This window comes from Hohaiivirga grylli, from assembly GCF_039655745.1.
Lineage (GTDB): Bacteria > Pseudomonadota > Alphaproteobacteria > Rhizobiales > Beijerinckiaceae > Hohaiivirga > Hohaiivirga grylli.
In genome coordinates, this window is record NZ_JBBYXI010000004.1 from 130,408 (window position 1) to 154,113 (window position 23,706).

The following is a 23,706-nucleotide window of genomic DNA, read 5'->3' on the forward strand; positions in this document are numbered from 1 at the left end:
TTTCACTCAACTCAGCTGCGTATCGGCTCCCCAATAGAGGATGGACGGCCCATTCTCTGTGATGTTTAATTTTTAGGTAAAGTTATGTTCGCGCAACAGCGAGAAAATACAGGTTTTGATTGGTCTGGTTTCCGCAAGGAACTTCTGGCAATGCTCTTATTGAGCTGGCCAATGATTATGACCAATCTGTCTCAAACGGCATTGACGGTTATTGACGTTATGCTGACAGGTCGCTTGGGGGCGGAAGCCCTTGCGGCAGGTGCATTGGCAACAAATCTGTATTTCGGTTTCTTTATCTTTGGTGTGGGTGTCGTCACTGTTACCTCACCAATCATTGCCAATACGCTTGGGCGCAAGCGCAATGATGTGCGGGAAGTGCGCCGCATTTTTCGGCAGGGGCTCTGGGCGGCAGCCTGCCTGAGTGTTCCGGTCTGGATTGTACTGTGGCATGCAGAAGAGATTCTAATTTATATTGGCCAAAAGCCAGAGCTTGCTGCAGAGGCTGGGCACTATATGCATGTTCTGCAATGGGCGTATTTCCCAACGCTGGTTTATGCTTTGGTTCGCTCATTCGTTGCGACTCTTGAAAGACCTGCCTGGGCATTGTTTATCTGCCTGACAGCATTGCCTATCAATTTTCTTGTCGCTTGGGCCTTGATGTTCGGCAACTTTGGAATGCCGGCACTTGGATTGCCGGGAGCTGGTTATGCAACTCTCTTTGCCAGCATCTATATGGCGATTGGCATGCTGGTTGTGGTTCTACGGGCAAAGAAATTCCGCAGATATCGCTTGTTGGGACGGTTCTGGCGTCCAGACTGGCCAAAGTTTTTTGCCATCTGGCGTCTTGGGCTGCCCGCAGGCTTACATATGGTGTTTGAAGTTGTCGCGTTCACATTCTCAGCGTTGATGATGGGCGTGCTCGGTACCAATGAGCTTGCAGCCCATACAATTGCAATTCAGATATCAGGGCTATGCTTTATGGTTCCTGTTGGTCTGGGGCAGGCGGTTGCTATTCGTGTCGGGCTTGCCAATGGTGCGGGTAACTCCCATGGCGTGACCCTGGCAGGACGGGCAGCAATGACAATGGCTCTTGGGTTCGCGCTGTGTACGGCAACAGTTATGATTTTAATGCCAGAGCTTCTGGTATCATTCTATCTTGATCTGAGTGATCCAAAGAATGCAGCTGTTGTTGCTCTTGCAACGGGCTTCCTGTTCTATTCGGCAGTCTTCCAGTTGAGCGACGGCGTACAGGCTGTTGGGGTGGGGATGCTTCGTGGACTGCGTGATGTCCGTATTCCAATGATCCTGGCCGGAATTGGTTATTGCGTCATCGGACTTCCCCTTGGCATTACGCTTGCCTTTAATACGCCTTTACGCGGGCAGGGAATCTGGATTGGTTTTGTGACAGGCCTGACACTTGTCGCCTTTGCTGTTGTATGGCGTTGGAGCAAACGTAACCAGATCAACCGATGGGTCAGGTGATCCATGAAAATTAATCTGTGGTCTTTATTAGGTTGTTCTTAATAACCTGCTGGCATTCTTTTCTCGTGATTCGCGCTGGGGCGAATCTGCAAGAAGGGATGATGGTATGGGACTTGCTTCCGGTAGTTCGGCGAGCGTTGTTCGTTTTCGGAATGGTCAGGCCGCTGGCTCGCATTACAAAGATCAGAAATGTTTCATGGATGCTGTCTATGCTGCAGGAAGCTTGCCTGTTTCCGCAAATGATTATGCAACCAAGCGCATGGCTGTGCGTCTGACAATTTTCGGATTTGTTGTTATTGATGAGATTTCCAGTGACGGAACAGCCCGTCGTCTGAAACCATCAGAGGCTTTCCATTCCCATGGCTCACAAGAGTGGCTGGTTTCAAAGCCATCCGCCAAGGCCGTTGGTGAAGTTTCTCTTGTCTTAGGTGGACAGGCCAACTTCCCCCGCCCAATAGTTGGGTAAGTTTTTAAAGCAGAGCTGATGCTCTGCTTTTTTATTGCATGGGATTCAGAAGCGTTTGAAGCTGCTCTGTCTGTACTGGAAGATGCAGAACCGGAAAATCTATATCGGTCATGATACTCTCAGTCAGCATGATGATTTTTGCTTCCGGGTTGCGGTGTCTTAACTGCCTTCCAAGAGTTATACCATCAAGTGTGCCACGCATCGTTGGGTCTGTCATGATAACAGATGGGTGGTTCTGATTGATAATATCCAGAGCCTCTTCCGGTGTATGGGCAAAAATAACAGAATAACCAATATGCTCAATTTTCTTCTGAAGTTCCAGAATTTCAGAAGAGCTCTCTTCGGTAACAATCAGTATCGAGGAGTCATTGGTTATATCTGAGTGTACAAGCTCCTGGCTCTCTGCTTCATGAGAGGCTCTCGGCAGATAAAGAGTGACACTTGTTCCAGCGCCCGGAATGCTTTCAATAGTCACATCACCATTAACGCGCATGGCAAATGTTTTGACCTGATTAAGGCCTATGCCAACGCCTTTTCTCAACTCCATCGTTGTAAAGAACGGACGGAAAACCTTTTCCAAAGTTTCTGAGGAAATACCTGCTCCGGTATCTTTTACTGTGATGGTGACAAAATCTCCGTAAAGCTTAAGCGCTTCATCCCTGAGTAATGCATTCTCAGCAATCATGGTGATGGTGCCGCCTCTTGGCATTGCTTCACGGGAATTAATCGCAATATTGATGAGGGACATTTGCAGCTGGTCTGGATCAAGCTCCACAGGCCATAAATCCTGACCGGTTTGTATATCCAGCTTGATTGCCTCACTCAGCAGAGACCTGCGGATCAGATCAGCAATAACCGTAAGCTGTTCATTGATGTCCACATGGTGGGATTGCCACTCTCTCTGACTGGAGAAGGAGGCCAGCTTCGCCATCAGATTCTCAGCTTTATATAAGGCAGACTGAGCAGTTTTAAGTTTGCGTTTTAGGGGGGGCTGATCATTGAGCTGATTGATAACCTCACTGAGGCTGGTCTCAATGGTATTGAGCCGCAGATTCATATCATGTGTTATCGCGCCTGTGAGGTTATTGATGACTTCAATCATCTGCTCATATTGCATTTGCCGTTTACGGTAAGCTTCCCGCGCAGACAAAATAATATCTTCCTGCTTGTCAGCTTGGTTTTCATTGAGAACAGCTGGTGCTTCAGGAATAGTCTTCTGTATTTGGGCTACTGTGTTGCTTCGGCTCTGTGCTTCGCTTGCGTAGGGTGTTTTCAAACCGTCACGTTTCAGAAGTAGGGCGGAGCAGATGATAGCACTGATGGCGCAGATTAATACAGCTGTCACATCTGCTTTTTGTGACAAAAGAATAAAAATCGTGAGTGCCCCAAGTATGAGGGGTAAGCAGGCTTTTAAAAGCAAAAGGTTCTGCGAGTAACTGGTCTTGGTAGAAAACATTAAAGGAGTGATCCAGAGTGACTATCTTGAGACTCAATTTCAAAGATCAGGCAAAAAAGTTATGCTAAAATGCCTGATGGAATTTATACACTTGTAGAAAATGCCATTTTCTCTTCAAGCTTGTATATCCGCCTTTGTAATGAGTGTAGATAAATAAATGAGAAACGAATTGCTTCATTTCGCCCGTAATATTTTGATAATTGGGCTTTTTTTTGTTCTCACCGGACAGATGGCCTTAGCTGATAGTGGCATAATGCCACGTATAAACTGCAATCAGGATAGCTCTGGTCTAACGCCTGAATGCAAGGTTCTTGAAGGCAAGGTCAATGCACTCATTTCAAAGATGAGCCTTGATGAAAAGATTGGGCAACTTGTCCTGATTTCCAATGGTCCCTTAATGGATTGGGAAGCCGTTCGTAATGGAACAGCAGGGGCTCTGATCAATTTCAACAATGCGCAGGATATTGCCAAGGCTCAGGAGATGACAGCGAAAACCCGTTTGGCTATTCCGCTGTTGATTGGTCTGGATGTTGTCCATGGGTTCAGAACGCAGTTCCCAACACCTCTAGGGGAAGCTGCTGCATTCGATCCGGATTTATCGCGCCGCGTTGCCAAGGCAATGGCAGAAGAGGCCCGTTATGTGGGCGTCAACTGGACTTATGCTCCTATGGCAGATCTCTCACGTGACCCGCGTTGGGGACGCATTATTGAAGGCTTCGGTGAAGACCCGTATCTTGGATCCCTGCTGACGGCTGCCCGTGTTGAGGGAATTCAGGCCGGAGGACTTGTTGCAACAGTTAAACATTTTGCAGGCTATGGTGCACCTGCTGGCGGGCGTGAATATGCCGAGACGCTGATCCCGCAATCAGAGCTCTATAATTTCTATCTACCACCTTATCATGCGGGTGTTCGTGCTGGTGCGGGTTCAGTTATGAGTGCATTCAATGCTCTCAATGGCAAGCCCTCAACGGCTAATCGCTTTTTGCTGAGTGACCTGCTGCGTGATCAATGGAAATTTGATGGATTTGTAACATCAGACTGGGGTGCTGTTCAGGAGCTTATGGCGCATGGTATTGCCGCTAATGAACTGATCGCCACCGCGATAGCAATCAATGCCGGTGTCGATATGGATATGATGAGCAAGCTCTATAAGCGGAACCTTTACAAGGCTATTCAGCTGGGACTGGTTTCTGAAGAAACCCTTAATCAAGCCGTTCGTCGTGTTTTGCTGACGAAATATCGCTTTGGTCTGTTTGAGGCTCCCCATACACCCGCGGAAAGAGTTGATACGGTTTTTCCGACGGATGCCTCCCGCGGGCTTGCACGTGAAGCTGCAGTAAAGAGTTTTGTTCTTCTCAAAAATAGCAGTGATCTGCTCCCCATTTCTCAAGATGTGAAATCCATTTCTGTTATTGGCCCGCTGGCCGATAGGCCTTGTGAACAGTTGGGGCCTCATGCGGCACGAGGTGGATGTGAGGATGCTGTTTCTTATCTGAAAGGTATTGAGAAAAGGGCAAGCCAATCTGGCGTAAAGGTCTCGTATCAGGCGGGCTGCGATATCTTCTGTACTGATGAACTGAAAATTGAAGACGCTGTTGCGACAGCAAAAACAACTGATGTGATTATTGCCGTACTTGGTGAACCGCGGGATGCTTCAGGGGAAGCGGCATCCAAAGTACATTTTGGATTATCTGGAGAACAGGAGAACCTGCTCGATGGCCTCCTGAAGACCGATAAACCTGTTGTTCTTGTTATAATGGCTGGGAGACCACTGGACATTACCCGTTATCAGGAGAAGCTCGGTGCTATTCTCATGACATGGTATCCGGGAACGGAAGGAGGCAACGCAGTTGCTGACGTCCTGTTTGGTGATAAGGCCCCTGTTGGAAAGCTGCCTTTGACTTATCCTCGTGCAGTTGGACAGGTGCCCGTGTATTATAATCATTTGCCAAGTGGCCGTCCGCATCTTGATGATAACCGTTTCACCTATGGTTATTACGATGAATCCTATCTGCCATTGTATCCGTTCGGCTGGGGGCTGACTTACACATCCTTTAATTACAGTGATCTGAAAATTGAAAAGGCAGAGCATCTGAATGTTGAGCAGGATAGCCTCAAGCTTTCTGTCCTGGTCCAGAATACGGGTGACCGATCAGGGGAGGAAATAGTTCAGGTTTATGTTCGTAAGCCGTTTGACGAGGAGTCCCGCCCGGTTCGTGAATTGAAAGCTTTCAGTAAGGTATCACTTGCTGCCGGAGAGGCAAAAACCGTGCAGTTTGAGATTCCTCTCCAGAACCTGAGTTTTTATAAGGAGGGGCAGACAGAGGTTGCTTATCAGGTTTCCCCTGGAGGTTATCAGCTTTGGGTTGGCGGAAATTCAGATGCGCGCCTGAGTGCTGAGTTCTCAATTGAAAAAGGCTCCATTTTTGGAGCCCGGTTTCAATAAATAAAAGTGACAGGCTGACAGGATTCAGCCTGTTTTATTATAGGGCTTTGGAGTATTGCCCCTGCTTACTTTGGAAGTAACGGTCGAAGACGGCGCAGACAAGACGGACAAGAGGGCGGGCACCAGCCGTGACCTGAATATATCTGCCATCCATGACAACAATGCCATCAGTAACAAGTGGATGAAGGCGTTCCAGCTCATCGTCATAGCTGTTTGCAGGTAGTCCGTTTGCTTTTGTGAAGGCATCGATATCAATCTCAAAATCACACATCAGACGTTCTATGATTGAACGTCTTTGTATGTCATCCTGAGATATGGCGATGCCACGTGCGGTTGCGAGATTGCCCTCTTTAATGGCATCTCGATAAACAACGGTTGAAGAGGCATTCTGGACATACCCCTGAGGCAGGAAGCCAATGGCAGATGTCCCGAAGCCAATGAGCGCTGTTGCCGTATCGGTTGTATAGCCTTGGAAGTTGCGGTGCAGTTTTCCTTCTTTCTGCTGGACAGCCATTGGGTCTGTCGGTTTGGCGTAATGGTCGATGCCAACAGTGACATAGCCGCCTTTGGTAATGGTTTCTTCTGCGGCCTGCATCTGGCTGACACGGTCAGTTGCACCTGGAAGGCTACTTTCAGGGATGAGATTTTGATGCTTCTTCATCCACGGAACATGGGCATAGCCAAAGAGTGCTAAACGATCCGGTTCAAGCTCCAGTGCTTTTCTGACTGAGCTGATAACGCCTTCAACGGTTTGATGAGGCAGGCCGTACATGAGATCAAGATTGATTCCAGAAATGTTAAACTCGCGCAGCCATGTAACAACCTGTTGGGTTTCTTCAAAGGACTGAATGCGATTAATCGTTTTCTGGACCTGTGGGTTAAAGTCCTGCACGCCGAGGCTTGCACGGTTAAACCCAGCCTTAGCCAGGGCCTCAACCTGATCCCGTGTGACAGTTCTGGGATCAATCTCGATGGCAATTTCAGCCTCATCTTTAAAATTAAAAGTATCAGCCAATGCTTGCATGATGCGAGCCATGTCATCAGATAAGACAATTGTTGGTGTGCCGCCACCCCAGTGAATATGGGAAATATTCAGCCGTTTGCTGAGCTGCTTTTTAATAAGCGCAATTTCTTGCAGCAGATACTCTACATAGCTGGCAATAGGGTTGTAGGTTCTGGCAACGGTTGTATGACACCCGCAATAAAGACAGAGCTCTGCACAGAAAGGAATGTGAACGTACAGTGAGACCGTTGTTGTTTCAGGAAGTGCAGAAAGCCAGCCCGCATAAGTCCCTGCATTGACTTCAGGTGTAAAGTGGGGGGCTGTCGGATAGCTGGTGTACCTTGGTACGCGCAGATCATAACGAGCTATAGCATCTGGTGTCATGCATATCCCACCTTTAAGAGGCGGCTCCCCTTTATACAACTTCTCGGTAATAGAAGTCCTGATTAAAAAATATTATCAGTTTGTCTGTCAAATATGGCTAATAGAGGTTGCGACAATTTGTCGAAATCTGCTAGAAGCTTGTATCGTTCTTTCATGGTCATACGCTCCCTTAATGTAATTTTGTCAATCAAAAAGGTAGCTTATTTCGACCAACCTCCAATGTGAGAACATTGATCGCTCGGGAAATGGCAAATTGAACGATCTCAGTTTGCACTTTATCAAGCGAACTGAACATGACATAATCATAAGGCGTGGGGAGTGCCGAAAAGATCATGTTGCTGCAACCCAAGAAATTCAAAGATCCAGTTGAGCCGGCCTTTGGTGATCCAAACTGCGGGGGGTGTGTTCTCGACCCATCCGGATGCCTTTGTGATGGATGTAAAATCAGACCACTCAGCGTTTGTAATGTTCTTAACGAACAGGAAATCAAGACGTTCCGTAATCTTGGGCATTCTGTTGGCTATAATGCGAAGACAAGTCTGTTTTCTCAGGATGAAGAAGCCGATGCTGTTTTCAATCTGACAGAAGGTATGGTTCGCCTTTATAAATTACTGCCAGATGGTCGGCGCCAGATTGTCGGTTTTGCATTGCCGGGGGATTTTCTTGGGCTGGCATTCGAGCCAACTTACAGTTTCTCGGCTGATGCTGTTACAAGTGCGGTTGCTTGTCGGTTCCCGCGCAAGCTGTTCGAAGCTTATGTCGACCAGACGCCCGCACTGCTGAAACGGCTCCATGAAGCAGCAACCTATGAATTGACGCTTGCTCGCGAACAGATGGTTCTGCTGGGACGCCGCTCTGCCGAAGAGCGTATTGCCGCGTTCCTGATTGGTTTGCGGGATCGGCTTTATCGAATTGGGTATCATTCTCCCACCCTTCGGCTGCCTATGAGCCGTCAGGATATTGCAGACTTTTTAGGTCTGACGATTGAAACCGTTAGCCGGACACTGACCAAACTGGCCAAAGACAAGGTCATTTTGATTGTCCCGGACGGGATTCGTTTCCTGAAAATGGAAAAATTAGAGACATTAGCCGCTTAAGGAAGGTCCACATAAAAGATTTTGTCTTTTTTGTGGCCAATCTAACTCATTTAAAAGATTAGAAAAATTCAAATTATTTGTCCAAGGTTCAATAGTAATAACCTTTTGGTCTTGATTTGCGTCAATGCTTGAGTAGGTTATCGCGACAATATGCCTTAATCAGCGTGGTCCATCTTTTGTGAAAAGGTGGGAGCGCTTGCCGAGGAGGAATCGGGTTCATGGCAAGTTCAACATCTTTGCCTGTAAAGAGAATGTCGGTAGGGGAAGCTGGTTCAGCTATCGTTTTTGCAGCCTTCGCACTGCTTTGCGTTGTGATTGCTGCAAAGGCCTGGTCGACAGCTTATGCATTCCATGCCTTTCTTTTTGCAGCAGGCGCTATTGCAAGCGTTTTTCTCATTATCAATAACTACTATAACCGCGAGGCAGCTCTGCCTTCCCTTATGATCGGTGACAAGCCGAATTATAATATGGGGCCAGTCAAATTTGCGACTATTGCAGCGGTTGTCTGGGGAGTTGCAGGCTTTCTGGTCGGCGTGATTATCGCTTTTCAGATGGCTTATCCGGCATTGAACTTTGATCTGCCATGGATCAGTTTTGGACGTCTGCGTCCTCTTCATACATCAGCCGTTATCTTTGCATTTGGTGGTAACGTCCTGCTGGCAACATCTTTCTATGTTGTTCAGCGTACATGTCGTGCCCGCCTGGCTGGTTATATCGCGCCTTGGTTTGTCATTCTTGGCTTTAACTTCTTTATCGTTATTGCTGGTACAGGCTATCTGCTCGGTATCACACAGAGTAAAGAATATGCTGAGCCAGAGTGGTATTCTGATCTTTGGCTGACGGTTGTCTGGGTGGTTTATCTGCTCGTCTACCTCGGTACGATCTGGCGCCGTAAAGAAGCACATATCTATGTTGCGAACTGGTTCTATCTGGCCTTCATCGTAACAATTGCCATGCTTCATATCGGCAATAACATCACTATTCCGGTTTCCATCTTCTCACCAAAGTCCTACATCCTGTGGTCTGGTGTTCAGGATGCGATGTTCCAGTGGTGGTATGGTCATAATGCCGTCGGCTTCTTCCTGACAGCTGGCTTCCTTGGCATTATGTATTACTTCATTCCAAAGCGCGCAGAACGTCCGGTTTACAGTTATCGTCTGTCAATCATTCACTTCTGGGCTCTGATCTTCATGTACATCTGGGCTGGTCCTCACCACCTGCACTATACGGCTCTGCCGGATTGGGCGCAGACACTTGGTATGACCTTCTCCGTCATGCTCTGGATGCCGTCCTGGGGTGGTATGATCAACGGTCTGATGACCCTTTCGGGTGCTTGGGACAAGCTGCGTACTGATCCGGTTCTGCGTCTGATGGTTGTTTCCGTGGCTTTCTACGGTATGTCCACATTCGAAGGCCCGCTGATGTCCATCAAAGTTGTGAACTCACTGAGCCATTATACCAACTGGGGTATCGGCCACGTTCACTCAGGTGCTCTGGGTTGGGTTGCTTATGTTTCCTTCGGTGCGCTCTACTGCCTCGTTCCGTGGCTGTGGAACCGTAAGGAACTGTATTCTCTCAAGCTCGTCAGCTGGCATTTCTGGATTTCCACGGTTGGTATCGTTCTCTACATCAGCGCGATGTGGGTTTCCGGTATTATGGAAGGTCTGATGTGGCGTGCTTATAATGCGCTTGGCTTCCTTGAATATTCCTTCATCGAAGTCGTTGAGAGACAGCACATTCTCCTTCTTATCCGTGCATACGGCGGTGTCCTGTTCCTTGTTGGTGCTCTTATCATGGCTTGGAACATCTATAAGACGATTGCTTCTCCTGAAGAAGAATCATCCGCTGCTCTCGAACCCGCTCCTGCGGCTGCCCAGTAAAGGAAACAGAATATGTCCCTCTGGAACCGCCATAAAATCTTCGAGACCAACTCGATTGTTCTGCTGATCGGTATCCTTATCGTGATATCGATCGGTGGTCTCGTCCAGATTGTTCCGCTCTTCTATCTGAAGAGCACAATCGAAACTGTCGATGGCATGCGGCCTTATACACCGCTTGAGCTTGCCGGTCGCAACATCTATGTCCGTGAAGGTTGTTATCTGTGCCACAGCCAGATGATCCGCTCCCTGCGTGACGAAGTTGAGCGTTACGGTCACTACTCACTTGCCGCTGAAAGCAAGTACGATCGTCCCTTCCAGTGGGGCTCCAAGCGTACTGGCCCTGATCTTGCCCGTGTTGGTGGCAAGTATTCAGACGAGTGGCATGTTGACCATCTGAAAAACCCACGTCAGGTTGTCCCGACCTCGATTATGCCGGGTTATCCGTTCCTCTTCACAACACCGCTGGATTACAGATATATCGATGCCGATATGAAGGTTCAGCAGATTGAAGGTGTGCCGTATACGGATGAAATGATTGCGAAGGCTGAAGCCGATCTCGTAGCTCAGGCATCGCTTGATGATCCGGGAATTGACGAGATGGTTGCCCGTTATCCAAAGGCTATTGCCCGTAAATATACAGGCACAACAACGCCTAGCGGTCATATCACAGAAGGCGATGCATTGATTGCTTATCTGCAGATGCTTGGCACTCTGGTCGATTTCAAACTGTACGACAACAAGGCCAACATTCGCTAAGGAGGGGACGATGCCTGAGACTTATGCTTCTGTGGCCTCGTTCTCGCAGATTGGCGGGCTGGTCATGTTCCTAGTCGGGTTTCTGTGCGTGCTTGTATACGCCCTGTTGCCCTCAAGTAAGAACAAATTCGATGCCGCGGCTCGTATGCCGCTTCGGGAGGACTGATCATGGCTCACCACGAAGAGAAACAGGTTGATGCCGTGACCGGAATGACCAAGACCGGTCATTCCTGGGATGGCATTGAAGAACTGAATACGCCGCTGCCAAAGTGGTGGCTGTATATGTTCTATGCAACGATTATTTGGTCCATTGGCTATTGGGTGGTCTACCCATCATGGCCGTTGGTTCAGAGCTATACGGTTGGCGCTTTCAACTGGCACTCCCGTTCAGCTGTGGAAGAAGAGCTTCAGGGGCTGAAGACGCTCCGCGGGCCAATGACTCAAAAGCTGGCGGCGGCTTCCGTTGATGAAGTCATTGCCAATAACGAAAAAGACCCTGAGCTTTACAACTTTGCTGTAGCGATGGGTAAGGCTGCGTTTGCAGATAACTGTGCTCCCTGCCATGGCTCGGGTGCACAGGGTTCATTCAGCTATCCAAACCTGAACGATGACGAATGGCTCTGGGGTGGTACACCTGAAGAGATCTATACGACCATCAAGGTTGGTGTTCGCTCAACAAGCCCTGAAACGCATTCAGGTGTCATGACGGCTTTCGGGCGCGATGGCCTGCTTGATCCAACACAGATTGCCAATGTTACGGATTACATCCGTGCACAGAACGATCTGCCGGTTGATGCAAAAGCTGACCTTGATGCTGGTAAAGTTGTTTTCGAGGAAAACTGTACAGTTTGTCATGGTGACAATGGCATGGGTATGAAAGAGCTTGGAACTCCAAACCTCTTCCCACGTGTTGTCGACGGTAAGAAGCAGCCGAAGATCTGGCTTTACAGCTCTGACAGAGAACAGATCATTCGTGCCGTTACCAATGGTCAGGGTAATGTGATGCCGACATGGGAAGGCCGTCTTGATGATACAACAATCAAGGCACTTGCAGTCTATGTTGTCAATTTTGGTGGCGCTGTTCTTCCCAAGAACTAAAGCGATCACAATCTGATGAGGAAGCCGCAATTGCTAGCCAATTGCGGCTTTTTTTCTTGTAATTTTTCTAAAATAGGTGCACTTGAGCAGTAGGGAACAGGTATGCCTAATACCTGTAGGGTGAAAAATTTTTATAAGGCCAGATCACGGTGTTTTCTTAACGCATCATCGTCTGACCAAATTGATACCGGGAGGCAGGGGAACCGATGGCTGATGCTTCTATGATGGGCTCCGAACCAAACCAGGCTGTTGAGCCGCCATTATATGAGGACCGTAAGAAAATCTATCCTCAGGCTGTGAAGGGCCGCTTTCGGACGATCAAATGGGCTATTCTGATCGTTGCGCTTGGTGTCTACTATTTTCTTCCCTTTGTCAGATGGTACCGTGGGCCAGATGCGCCCACACAGGCTGTTCTCCTTGATCTTGCGCATGAACGGTTTTACTTTTTCGGAATTGAAATCTGGCCGCAGGAAGTTTTCTATTTTACGGGGCTTCTGGTTCTTGCCGCACTTATGCTGTTCTTGATGAATGCCGTGGCAGGCCGTGTCTGGTGTGGTTATTTTTGTCCGCAAACCGTCTGGACAGATTTATTTTATGCGGTTGAGCGTTGGGTTGAAGGTGAGAAGAGAGCCCGTGACCGACGCAAAAAAGAAGGCCGTAAGCTTGAAGCCTTCTCGCTTCTAATCCTTAAGCACTGGATCTGGATCATGATTGCCTGGTGGACAGGTGGTGCATGGGTTCTGTATTTCGCAGATGCTCCTACACTTGTCTGGCAACTGGCGACAGGTGAAGCGCCCTGGATGGCTTATATCTGGATCGCCATCCTAACATTTACGACATATGCACTTGCAGGTTTTCTGCGTGAGCAGGTTTGCATCTACATGTGTCCATGGCCACGTATTCAGGCAGCCTTGACGGATGAGTATGCGCTTAACGTCACGTACGAGCGTGATCGTGGTGAGCCACGCGGCCATGCCAAGAAAAATGATGCCTTGCGTCTGCAGGGCCTGCCTGCCGGTGATTGTGTTGATTGTGACCAGTGTGTTGCCGTCTGCCCCACAGGTGTTGATATTCGTGAAGGTTCGCAGCTTGGCTGTATCCAGTGCGGTCTGTGTATCGATGCCTGTAATAATGTGATGGCCAAGCTTGGTAGAGCGCCGAACCTGATCACCTATGATACGGACCTGAACGTCAAGCTCCGTGAGCAGGGCAAAGAGCCAATCAAGCCACGTGTCATTCGTCTGCGTACGCTGATGTATGTTGCGCTGATCTGTGCCGTTGCCGGTGTCATGATGTATTCACTGCTGAACCGTTCTGCTCAGACATTCAGTGTTCTGCATGACAGAAATCCGCTAGCTGTTCGTCTTGGAAATGGCTCTATCCGTAATGCCTATACAATCCGTATTGGTAACAAGCTTCATACACCACGAACCTTCACATTGAATGTCGATGGTATTGACCATGCTACAGTCCAGCTGGTGAACCGCCATCAGAGTTCGGAAAGTGGTGTGCCGGAAATTACGGTTGGTCCGGATCAGACACTGGAAGCGCGTGTGCTTGTAACGGTTTCTGATGATGTTCCTGAGCGCAAGGCAATTGTCTTCACGATTATTGATACAGAAGACGCGCGTAATAACGCAAAAGTGAGTGATCACTTCTTCGATGCCCGTCGCCGTTAGAAGATAGACAATGTATAGTCACTCCATCGGGGGATCATTTTCTCCGATGGGGGCATAAGCCAGTACTTTGCATTGTGATTTCCGGAAGAGAGAAACTCTCTGGAAGATATGGGAACCTTATGATGTCTGCACCAGAGAATACAGGCGGCTTTAAACTGAATGGCTGGCATGTTTTGACAATCTTTGTCGGAGCTTTTGCCATTGTTGGGGCCGTTAATGCCTATATGGTGTACACTGCCACAACAACATTACGCGGACTGGATGTGAAAAACGCCTATGAACGCGGTGTTGCCTATCAGCAGGATGTTGTCGCTGCACGGGAACAGACCGAAAGACAATGGAATGTTGATATCATTATGGGTGAAAGTGCCGGTACAAAACACAATGTAACCGTGACGGCCCGTACAAAAGATGATGCTGCACTGACAGGTCTGAATGCCGTTTTGTATCTGACCCATCCGTCTGATGCAGGCAAGGATGCACCTGTAAAGATGACAGAAGTGTCACCGGGAACCTTTACGGGGCAGTTTGAAGCGGAAAGCGGTAACTGGTATCTGCAGCTGACGCTGAACCAGAATGGTGAAGTTAAATTCCGCTCACGTAATTCCATCAAGTTGCAGTGAGGCCATTATGGCTGAGATGATAGACCTCTCGTTGTTTGTCCAACATCGGGAAGATGGGGCTGTCTTTGTTGAGCTTGCCGTTGATGGCATTACTGGTCCGGATGCAATCCATGAAATAGAAGGTGGGCTGGAACGTATCGACGGCGTTCTGGATGCACGTCTGAATTATACAAATCACCGTGTGAAGGTCGCCTGGAAGGCTGACCAGCTTGATCCTGCAATCTTTCTGACGACACTGAAAGATCTGGGATATCGCGCCTATCCGCATATTGTTCGCTCTGAAGAAGAAGCGGAAGCCCGCAAGGAAAAATGGTTGCTGAGATGTCTTGGCATTGCTGGCTTTGCTTCAATGAACATCATGCTGCTGTCCATTTCGGTATGGGCCGGAAACGCCTCAGAGATGAGCATTGAAACCCGTGATATGTTTCACTGGATTTCTGCATTAATTGCTTTGCCGACAATTGGTTATGCCGGGCAGCCATTTTTTAGAAGTGCATTCGCAGCCCTTCGTGAGCGCCGCCTCAATATGGATGTTCCGATTGTTGTTGCTATCATTCTTGCCATGGTTATGTCCGTTTATGAGACATTAAACCATGCCCAGAACGCTTATTTTGACTCAGGCGTGATGCTTCTGTTCTTTCTGCTCTGCGGGCGGACGCTTGAACAGGCCATGCGGCGTAAAACCAGAGCTGTCGCGGGTAATCTTGCTGCTTTGAAATCAGAAACAGCATATCGCCTTGATGAAAATGGGCAGGCAGTTCTTGTGCCGGTTGGCGCTCTGCAGCCAAATGATAAGATTCTTGTTCGTTCGGGTGAGCGTGTGCCTGTTGATGGTCTGGTTGTCCAAGGCACCTCACAGATTGACGAGAGCATGGTTACTGGTGAGACCCTGCCACGAAACATTGAGACAGGTGCAACGGTTTATGCGGGTAGCTCAAACTATGGCGGCGCTATCACAGTACAGGCGACAGCTATCGGTGAAGATACCCTGCTCGATGAAATCGAGCGTCTGCTTGAAAAAGCATCCAGCAGTAAATCGCGCTACATCCAGCTTGCCGATCGGGTTGGGTCTGCCTATGCGCCGGTTATTCATACAACAGCCCTGATAACACTCTGCATCTGGTTGATGCTTGGTGCGTCATTCCATGACGCTATTCTGACTGCTGTTGCCGTTTTGATCATCACATGCCCTTGTGCGCTGGCATTAGCCGTTCCTGTTGTGCAGGTTGTTGCATCGGGCAATATGTTTCGGGCCGGGTTACTACTGAATGCAGGTGACGCGATTGAGCGTCTGGCAAAAGTTGACACGGTTGTCTTTGACAAAACCGGCACATTGACCCTACCGGAATTACAGGTTGCCAATCGTAATGATATTCCTGCTGATCTTCTGGAAATTGCAGCTCGTTTAGCTATCTCAAGTCATCACCCACTTTCTGCCGCTGTAGCAACGGAGGCTAAAGAATGTCAGCCTTACGATCAGGTTGAAGAAATTGCGGGTGAGGGGGTACGGGCTATTGTAAATGGCCAGGAAGCCCGCCTTGGCAGTTATGGTTTCTGTGGTTTCTCAGAAGCTGATACGCACGCGTTGCTCAAGGATGAGAGTATATCGATTGTTGCTATTGCCTATGGGGCTCAGAGGGCGCTTCTTGCTATTCATCAGGCCTTGCGGCCTGATGCTGTCGCAACGCTTCAGGCTCTGCGGAAATTTGGTATTCATGATATCCGTATTATGTCGGGTGATCGGCCAGAGGCTGTTCGTTCAATCGCTGATAAGCTTGGGGTAGCAGATTGGCATGGGAGCATGAAGCCTGCTGACAAGATTAGGGCTATTGAAGAATTGCAGACAAAGGGTGCTTCGGTTCTGATGGTCGGCGATGGCCTGAATGATGCTCCGGCTCTTGCGGCTGCCAGTGTTTCCCTGTCACCTATCTCAGCCTCCAATCTGGCTCAGGTTCATGCCGATGCCGTTTTCCTTGGCGATAGGCTGATGCCTGTTTTTCAGGCTCTGGCAACAGCACGTAAGGCGCGGAGTTTGATGCGTCAGAACCTTGGCTTTGCTCTTCTCTATAACCTTGTTGCTGTTCCACTGGCTTTTCTTGGGCATGTTACCCCCCTGGTTGCGGCTCTTGCCATGTCGGGTTCTTCTCTGGTTGTAACCCTGAACGGGTTAAGGGTGAGACGACAGGTCGGGGTTGGCACTAAAGCTCAGGAAGCAGGAACCGTAAAAGAAACCCTGATCAATGGCCCTCTGGAGAGCTCTGTATGAACGTTCTGGTTTATCTCTTGCCAATGGCTCTGTTTATTGGCCTTGGGGCTTTGGGGGCTTTCCTCTGGTCTTTAAAATCAGGTCAGTATGATGATCTTGAGGGAGCAGCCGTTCGCATTCTGAATGATGACGATCTTCCTCCAGAGGAAAGACCGCATAAACAGGATCAATCTCAGGACAAGTGAATGAGTAATCAGGCACAGATAGGCAGACAAATGCAAACCAGCCGTTCCCGGCCGGGGCGTTTGTCGTGTTTATGTGATGGCATCGAAGCTCCTGAAGATGACAGTGGCCGCAGAACAGCAAATATCTTCCTGCTTGCTGCAGGGTTTGCTTTTTCCGTTCTTTCTCAGATTATTACTCTGGGTATGTTACCATTAATTGGTGGATTATATGCGCCAAGTTCCGGGCTGGTCACATTACCCTTCGCATCCTTCTTTGTTGGCGCCATGGTTGCCAGTTTTCCTGCCTCGTTCCTGCTGGATGGCTTTGGACGTCGTGCAGCTTTTGGTCTGGGTGCCAGTCTTGGTATTGCAGGTGGACTTGTGCTGGCCTGGGGGCTGATGCATGCACAGTTTCAGGCTGTTGTTCTTGGGGCATTCTGGCTTGGCATTGCCAATGGGTTTGGCCTTTTCTATCGCCATGCTGCCGCTGGTCTGGGGATGTCAGGACGGCGTAATGCCGTTTCAATACTTTTTGGTGCCGGTGCTGTTGTAGGGCTTGTTGCACCAACTCTTGCCGTTTATGCAGAGCAATGGTCACCAAGTGTCTTTGTTGGGTCAGCCATTTTGGCTGCGCTCGCTCATGTCGGTGCTTTAGCATTGGCAATCGCGTTACCCGGGCGACGGGTGATTGCCGCTGTCAGACAAGCGAATATGGCATGGAGCGGATTGCTTATTCCGACAATTGTTGGAGCTACGTCATGGTTTTTAATGACGGCACTGATGGGTGCAACGCCTATCGCGATGATTGGGTGCGGTATTAACGGTACAGAGGTAACAGGAGCTATTGGCTGGCACGTTCTGGCAATGTATATGCCGGCTCTTTTAGTCCCGCGTTTGCCACAAAACATCTCTGCCTGGAAAATTGCGTTTGTCGGTTTATCATGCCTGATCCTGGCTGTTGTCTTGTTCATGATTGGACAGACAACGCTTGTCTTCAGTTCGTCTCTGATTTTTCTGGGATTTGGATGGTCTCTGTCTATCGTTGCAGCAACCTTGCTTCTCTATGATGCAGGGACGCCATCTTCATTACAGCTTGCTATTCATGATGCCCTATTGCTTGCCGGTGCTATTGCGGGTGCCATTGCTGCGGGCTGGATTGCTCTTTAGATAAAAGAAAAAGGGCCCCTTGAGGGGGCCCTTCATGTAAAAATATCTTGAGCAGGGATTTATTCTGCTCCCGCATCCGTTTCGACGCTGCGAACAACCCGACGACGACGGCGAACAGGCTTGGCCTCTTCATCATTCTCAGGTGGTTCACTGAAGCTCATTTCAGGCTCTTCAGCTTTGGCAGACTGACGGACTGGGTTTGTCAGGAATGCTGGCAGTGAAGACTGAGCTTCATTGTTCTCTTCCACTCCTTCGGTGCGCGGTGTCCGACGGCGGACCGGACGCTCTTCGTTGAACTCCTGACGGCCATAGCGATTACGTGATGGGGCGCCCTCAGAATTTCCTTCTCCGATGCCTTCCTGATCATAACGTTGATGGTCAGAATTGCTGGTGCGGTTACGATCAATGCGGCCATAACGGCTGCGACGCTGTGGGCGTTGCTGGTCACGGCGGGAATCATGATTTTCGTAATTAGCAGATTGTGAAGGAACGAAGTCGGAGCCATCTATTGTTGGCTGCTCATCGGTTTCTGGGTTGTAGTGCCCATTTTCCTCGGATTCGCCATCGCCTTCTTCATGCTCGTCATCAGAGCTGCGCTGATACTGACCATACTGCTGGCGCATCTGCTCCTGAGAAGCGGCAATAATACGGAAATAATGTTCTGCGTGCTGTAAGTAGTTTTCAGCAGCAATAGGGTCACCTGCAGCCTGAGCATCCCGGGAAAGCTGGGAGTATTTTTCTGCAATATGCTGAGCGGTGCCACGGATTTTGACATCTGGGCCGTTTGACTCATAGCTGCGTGTCAGAGGGTTCGGGCCCTTGCTATTGTTGCGACTGCGGCCACGCATCCGTCTGTTTTGTCCTAATCTCATGCTCATCTACGACTTTCGCTGTTTCTAGTGACGCGGGGGTAATGTTTCAGCACCACATGAACCCCAATAATTTTAAGACCCGTTATCTTCTTTTAAGCTTCGGAATTTCACTGAACATACGAAAATTCCGATATGAAAACATTTAAGGCGAGATGCGGTTGAAATGCACGATGGTCTTATGAACCCTCGTTTCATGAGTCTTGCGTATCTGCTTGCCGGTCTGCCGGATGTTCCTTAAACTTTTGGGTTTTATTGTCTGTGTCGGGTTATTAAAATGCCCCGTTCACTCGACTTATATCGTAATCCCTGTTTTATGGTCTACCATATTTGTCCAGTAAGGGTATGTACGACACTTAAGTCAAGAATCTACCTGTTTTCTCGCCGCGCAACAAGCAAAAATTCAGAAAAATTGGAAAATAGATTTTAAACCATGGTTTAAGATCGCCGTAATATATTTGTACTTGGCTATTTATGTCTCTTTAAAACAACAATTCGTGGGTTGTTTGAGAGATCATTGCGACACTCAATGAATTTATAGCCGTGCAAAGATGCAAGCTTTTCAAGGGCTTCTTTCTGATCAAAACCAATTTCAAAGCCCAAATAAGCTTCATGAGCCAGATATTGTCGAGCCTGCTCCATAATTTTTCGATAGGCAGTCAACCCATCTGCGCCCCCATCCAGGGCGCGATCCGGGTCAAAATTACGCACCTCGGAAGATAGGGTAGGGATGACATCTGTCCTGATATAGGGCGGATTTGAGACAATCAGGTCATAGGTCCCATTAATTTTATCAAACCAGTCTGAGATGAGGAACTGACTGCGGCTGTCGACAGCATTGGCAGCAGCGTTCTGCTTCGCCGTTTTAATTGCCGATGCGCTGAGGTCAACACCCGTGCCTTTGGCTTTGGCGTATTCTGTCAGGAGACTGATCAGGATACAGCCGCTACCGGTACCAAGATCAAGGATACGTAGAGGTGCTTGACGATCCGGGTAGTAATCAAGAACTGCTTCAATCAGGGTTTCTGTATCCGGCCGGGGTTCGAGAGTGTCTGAACCGAGCTGAAAAGGAAGCCCCCAGAACTCTCTGAAGCCGGTAATGCGGGCGACAGATTCACCTTGCAGGCGTCGGTTCAAATAGAGCTCAAGCGTTACAATCTGATCTGGTGGGATGGCAACGTGATCATTGATGATCAATTCATTGGGCGTAATGCCGAGAGCTCTTGTCAAGAGAAGACGACTATCGAGAGCAGCCGTTTCAAACCCGGCAGCAGTTAGATTCTGACGGAAAATGGCAAGCGCATCTTTGCGACTGACAGAAGCTGGGAAGTGAGGCGTTGAAGACACTTTCTCAGGCTTCATTCTCGGCCGCCAGAAGGCTGGCCTGATGCTCAGTTGTCAATGCATCAATAATTTCATCCAGCGCATTACCGGCAATAACTTCTTCAAGTTTATAAAGTGTCAGGTTAATGCGGTGGTCGGTAATACGCCCCTGCGGGAAATTATAGGTACGAATACGCTCTGAGCGATCGCCGGAACCAACCTGTGATTTACGATCAGCCGCGCGCTCTGAATCCTTGCGGGTTCGCTCGGCATCATAAAGCTTTGAACGCAGCAGATCCATGGCACGGGCGCGGTTCTTATGCTGGGAGCGCTCGTCCTGTACATGTACGACAATATTTGTCGGAATATGAGTGATACGGATTGCTGATTCCGTTTTGTTGACATGCTGACCGCCGGCACCACTTGAGCGCATGGTTTCAATACGCAGATCAGATTCATTGATCTCAATGTCGACGCCCTGGGCTTCTGGCAGAACAGCAACCGTTGCAGCAGAGGTATGGATACGCCCTGAACCTTCTGTCTCGGGAACACGCTGAACACGATGCACTCCGCTTTCAAACTTGAGACGGGCAAACACGCCTTTACCTTTTACTTCAGCGATAATTTCCTTAATGCCGCCAACGGTGCCTTCGCTAAGCGAAATCACTTCAACTTTCCAGCCTTTGAGTTCGGCATAGCGACTGTACATACGGAAGAGATCGCCAGCAAAAAGGGCAGCTTCATCGCCACCAGTACCGGCACGAATTTCAAGAATTGCGCTTTTCTCGTCGGCTGCATCTTTTGGAAGCAGCATGATACGGAGATCCTGAGCTGCCGTTTCTACACGCTCTGCTGCATCATGCTTTTCATCTTCTGCGAAGCGGCGCATTTCTGGGTCTGTTGCTGCATCTGCAATAAGGGCTTCGATTCCCTCCAGATCATCCAGAGCACTCAGGTAATTCTTGATGGAGGCCACGACAGGCTCAAGCTCTGAAAACTCACGTGATAATGTCACAAATGTCTCGGCATCCGGGCCAGAGGCAAGAGTGGCAGTAATGATTTCAGCGCGGGCAAGAATGGTATCGAGGCGTTCTTTAGAAAATGAAATACTCATGATGGTAATGGGATGCCCCGCGTTTCAACAAAGTCATTAAGAGCCTGACGCAGCAAAGAACCATCATCATGCGTTGATAGGGCTTTTTCCATGATGGAAGAGACTTCTGCAATGTTCAGTTTCAGAACCAGTGCTTTCATCGGGCCAACGGCTGCCGGTGTCATGGACAATGAGCGGAAGCCAAGACCAAATAAGGCTAGGGCTTCAATTGGCTTACCGCCTATGTCACCGCAGACTGTAACAGAACAATTATGTTTGTCTGCCTTATCAACGATGCGTTTGAGCGCGCGGATCATCGGTGTGCTGAGATTGTCAAACCGATTGGCAACAAAACGATTTTCACGATCTGCCGCGAACAGGAACTGCATAAGATCATTGGTGCCAACGGAAAGAAAATCTGCCTGCGCACAAATCTCATCAAGCTCCAGCAGCAGAGATGGAACCTCAACCATAACACCGAGTTTTATCTCGGATGGGAGAGGGTGCCCATGCCTGACAAGGTACGCTTTCTGTCGTTCAACGATGGCTTTGGCCTGTTCAAATTCTGAGCAGTTGGCAATCATCGGGAACATGATACGGACCGGACGGCCGTTTGCAGCTTTCAGAAGAGCTCTGACCTGAGCATGTAGAAGGCCGGGACGATCAAGGCCAATGCGGATGGCACGCCAGCCTAAGGCCGGGTTCTCTTCCTCTACCTTATCCATGTAAGGCAAGATTTTATCGCCACCAATATCAAGGGTTCTGAAGGTTATCGGCTTACCGTTCACACCATCATAGATGGCTTCATAAAGGTGCTGCTGTTCGCGCATTGTCGGCATGCGTTCAGCAACCATGAACTGAAGTTCAGTCCGGAATAATCCGATGCCTGTTGCACCTGTATCTTCCAGATAGGGGAGGTCAACAACAAGCCCGGCATTCATCTGCAAGGTGATGGCAACACCATCTAATGTGACCGCAGGTACCGTTCTGAGTTTACGATATTGAGCATGACGCCGGGCCCGCATCCGGACTTTCTGAGCATAAGATGCCTGAATGTCCGGGGTCGGGCGCAGGTGAATCTCACCCTCTGTCCCGTCAACAATAATTGCATCGCCATGTTCGGCCAGTGACACGATATTGGCAGCCTGACCAACAACCGGGATATTCATTGCCTTGGCAACAATAGCAATATGGCTGGTTGGCCCGCCTTCTTCCAGAATGAGGCCACGCAGTTTTGCCGGTTCATAGTCAAGAAGGGCTGCCGGGCCCATGGAGCGGGCAATGAGAATCGCGTTCTCACGCAGCCGAAGGCGCTCTGAGAGGATATCTTTGCCACTTAACTGGAGTAACAATCTGTTCGACAGATCGTCCAGGTCATGCAGGCGCTCACGTAAGTATTCGTCAGTCTGGCGCATCATGCGGGCGCGATTATCTGAGAGCACCCTCTCAACAGATGCTTCAGCTGTCAGGCCGCTGTGAATGGCTTCACGGAGGCGCCGTAACCAGCCTTGGTCATTGGCAAGCATACGGAAAGTTTCGAGGACTTCCCTGTGTTCGCCGTGATGGGCAATGTCGCCGCGTTCAATCAGCTCATCAATTGACTGACGCATGGCACTAATGCCCTGCTCAAGGCGTCTCAGTTCACTGTCGACATCTTCGGCAATCAGGTTTTCGACAACAATACGTGGCTGGTGAAACACAACGTGGCCAAGCCCGATACCATCAGCAAGAGTCTTACCCTTGATATGAAGTGGACGGCCAATCAGTGGTGAGGTACCAGGGGAGGCAATCGCCTGAAGCTCACCTGTTGCCAGCATCTCAGAGAGGATCATTGCAGTGGTCTGCATGATCTCAATCTCTTCTTCCGTATATGTCCGGAAACTACGATTCTGGATAACCAGAACACCCAGTGTCTGGCCGGTTCGCAGCAATGGTACACCTAGGAAACCGTGATAGATTTCCTCACCTGTTTCCGGCTTGTACGAAAAGGCCTCATGGGTTTGGGCATCTGCCAGAGATAATGGTTCGGCAGTTTGGGCAATCAGGCCAACGAGACCCTCGTCCATAGCCAGAATCGTGCGGTGAACAGCACTTTGATTCAAACCTTCGGTTGCATAAAGTTCAAGGGTGTTATCAGAGCGCAGGACATAGACCGAGCATACCTCCGCAATCATATTTGCGGCGATCTGGACGACAATTTTGTTAAGCCGGTCTTGTGGCGCGGCCTGCTCCGCCATGATTTCTCTAAGGCGCCGGAGCAGAATTCGCGGACCACCGGGAGCGGTGACCATAGCCGTCGTTCCTGTTCTTGCTCTAACTAATAATCATAGAGCGGTTAAAGTCATTATCGACTTGAACCGCCCCGCTGGGTTCATGGTATTTCGTCGTATCAAAACCAAAATATTATGTCTTAAAACAATCGCAGTGGATGCACTTTAAGACATTATTATGGTG

At 49.2% G+C, this 23,706-nt stretch carries 19 protein-coding genes; 13 read left to right on the top strand and 6 right to left on the bottom strand.

Going from position 1 to position 23,706, the window contains the following annotated elements; all coding sequences use genetic code 11:
- Positions 1–84 precede the first annotated feature (84 nt).
- Together WJT86_RS11320 and WJT86_RS11325 are read left to right on the top strand one after the other, a co-directional pair.
- The gene (locus WJT86_RS11320) at positions 85–1,482 is read left to right on the top strand and encodes an MATE family efflux transporter (RefSeq protein WP_346337687.1); all 1,398 of its coding nucleotides are present in this window, start codon (positions 85–87) and stop codon (positions 1,480–1,482) included.
- Positions 1,483–1,588: 106 nt separating this feature from the next.
- Positions 1,589–1,948 carry a hypothetical protein gene (locus WJT86_RS11325; RefSeq protein ID WP_346337688.1) on the top strand — a complete coding sequence of 120 codons (360 nt, stop codon included), beginning with the start codon at positions 1,589–1,591 and terminating at the stop codon, positions 1,946–1,948.
- Positions 1,949–1,979: 31 nt separating this feature from the next.
- On the opposite strand, the gene WJT86_RS11330 is transcribed toward WJT86_RS11325, so the two are convergent.
- Positions 1,980–3,293: an ATP-binding protein gene (locus WJT86_RS11330; protein WP_346337689.1), complete on the bottom strand. Its 1,314-nt coding sequence runs from the start codon at positions 3,291–3,293 to the stop codon at positions 1,980–1,982.
- Between the two features lie 364 nt (positions 3,294–3,657).
- Between WJT86_RS11330 and WJT86_RS11335 the strand changes: the two genes are divergently transcribed.
- Positions 3,658–5,850 carry a glycoside hydrolase family 3 N-terminal domain-containing protein gene (locus tag WJT86_RS11335; RefSeq protein WP_346337690.1) on the top strand — a complete coding sequence of 731 codons (2,193 nt, stop codon included), beginning with the start codon at positions 3,658–3,660 and terminating at the stop codon, positions 5,848–5,850.
- 37 nt (positions 5,851–5,887) lie between these two features.
- On the opposite strand, the gene hemN is transcribed toward WJT86_RS11335, so the two are convergent.
- Entirely contained in the window at positions 5,888–7,237 is a 1,350-nt protein-coding gene (hemN, locus tag WJT86_RS11340) for an oxygen-independent coproporphyrinogen III oxidase (RefSeq protein ID WP_346337691.1), read from the bottom strand.
- Between the two features lie 332 nt (positions 7,238–7,569).
- Between hemN and WJT86_RS11345 the strand changes: the two genes are divergently transcribed.
- The 10 genes from WJT86_RS11345 to WJT86_RS11390 all read left to right on the top strand — a co-directional run bounded on the left by WJT86_RS11345 (position 7,570) and on the right by WJT86_RS11390 (position 17,967).
- The gene (locus WJT86_RS11345; protein WP_346337692.1) at positions 7,570–8,334 is read left to right on the top strand and encodes a helix-turn-helix domain-containing protein; all 765 of its coding nucleotides are present in this window, start codon (positions 7,570–7,572) and stop codon (positions 8,332–8,334) included.
- Positions 8,335–8,585: 251 nt separating this feature from the next.
- Complete coding sequence (gene ccoN, locus WJT86_RS11350; protein ID WP_346337761.1) at positions 8,586–10,214, top strand: cytochrome-c oxidase, cbb3-type subunit I; 1,629 nt, start codon at positions 8,586–8,588, stop codon at positions 10,212–10,214.
- A 12-nt stretch (positions 10,215–10,226) separates the two neighbouring features.
- The gene (ccoO, locus tag WJT86_RS11355; protein ID WP_346337693.1) at positions 10,227–10,970 is read left to right on the top strand and encodes a cytochrome-c oxidase, cbb3-type subunit II; all 744 of its coding nucleotides are present in this window, start codon (positions 10,227–10,229) and stop codon (positions 10,968–10,970) included.
- Between the two features lie 10 nt (positions 10,971–10,980).
- The gene (locus WJT86_RS11360; protein WP_346337694.1) at positions 10,981–11,136 is read left to right on the top strand and encodes a cbb3-type cytochrome c oxidase subunit 3; all 156 of its coding nucleotides are present in this window, start codon (positions 10,981–10,983) and stop codon (positions 11,134–11,136) included.
- Between the two features lie 2 nt (positions 11,137–11,138).
- The gene (gene ccoP / locus WJT86_RS11365) at positions 11,139–12,068 is read left to right on the top strand and encodes a cytochrome-c oxidase, cbb3-type subunit III (RefSeq protein ID WP_346337695.1); all 930 of its coding nucleotides are present in this window, start codon (positions 11,139–11,141) and stop codon (positions 12,066–12,068) included.
- A gap of 206 nt (positions 12,069–12,274) precedes the next feature.
- Positions 12,275–13,747 (top strand): cytochrome c oxidase accessory protein CcoG, encoded by a 1,473-nt coding sequence (gene ccoG, locus WJT86_RS11370; protein WP_346337696.1) that lies wholly within the window; start codon positions 12,275–12,277, stop codon positions 13,745–13,747.
- Positions 13,748–13,866: 119 nt separating this feature from the next.
- A complete protein-coding gene (locus tag WJT86_RS11375; RefSeq protein ID WP_346337697.1) occupies positions 13,867–14,370 on the top strand; it encodes a FixH family protein in 504 nt (167 codons plus the stop codon).
- 7 nt (positions 14,371–14,377) lie between these two features.
- Positions 14,378–16,636, top strand: a complete 2,259-nt coding sequence (locus WJT86_RS11380; RefSeq protein WP_346337698.1) for a heavy metal translocating P-type ATPase — start codon at positions 14,378–14,380, stop codon at positions 16,634–16,636.
- Positions 16,633–16,821 carry a cbb3-type cytochrome oxidase assembly protein CcoS gene (gene ccoS, locus WJT86_RS11385; protein WP_346337699.1) on the top strand — a complete coding sequence of 63 codons (189 nt, stop codon included), beginning with the start codon at positions 16,633–16,635 and terminating at the stop codon, positions 16,819–16,821. Before WJT86_RS11380 ends, ccoS begins: the two co-directional genes overlap by 4 nt.
- Positions 16,822–17,967, top strand: coding sequence for an MFS transporter (locus WJT86_RS11390; protein WP_346337700.1), 1,146 nt, complete (start codon positions 16,822–16,824; stop codon positions 17,965–17,967).
- A 59-nt stretch (positions 17,968–18,026) separates the two neighbouring features.
- On the opposite strand, the gene WJT86_RS11395 is transcribed toward WJT86_RS11390, so the two are convergent.
- The 4 genes from WJT86_RS11395 to ptsP all read right to left on the bottom strand — a co-directional run bounded on the left by WJT86_RS11395 (position 18,027) and on the right by ptsP (position 23,543).
- A complete protein-coding gene (locus WJT86_RS11395; protein WP_346337701.1) occupies positions 18,027–18,845 on the bottom strand; it encodes a DUF4167 domain-containing protein in 819 nt (272 codons plus the stop codon).
- A 459-nt stretch (positions 18,846–19,304) separates the two neighbouring features.
- A complete protein-coding gene (gene prmC, locus WJT86_RS11400; RefSeq protein WP_346337702.1) occupies positions 19,305–20,198 on the bottom strand; it encodes a peptide chain release factor N(5)-glutamine methyltransferase in 894 nt (297 codons plus the stop codon).
- Complete coding sequence (prfA, locus tag WJT86_RS11405) at positions 20,188–21,273, bottom strand: peptide chain release factor 1 (RefSeq protein WP_346337703.1); 1,086 nt, start codon at positions 21,271–21,273, stop codon at positions 20,188–20,190. Before prfA ends, prmC begins: the two co-directional genes overlap by 11 nt.
- On the bottom strand, positions 21,270–23,543 hold the full coding sequence (ptsP, locus tag WJT86_RS11410) for a phosphoenolpyruvate--protein phosphotransferase (RefSeq protein WP_346337704.1): 2,274 nt from the start codon (positions 23,541–23,543) through the stop codon (positions 21,270–21,272). The genes prfA and ptsP overlap by 4 nt, the downstream gene beginning before the upstream one ends.
- Positions 23,544–23,706: the final 163 nt, after the last annotated feature.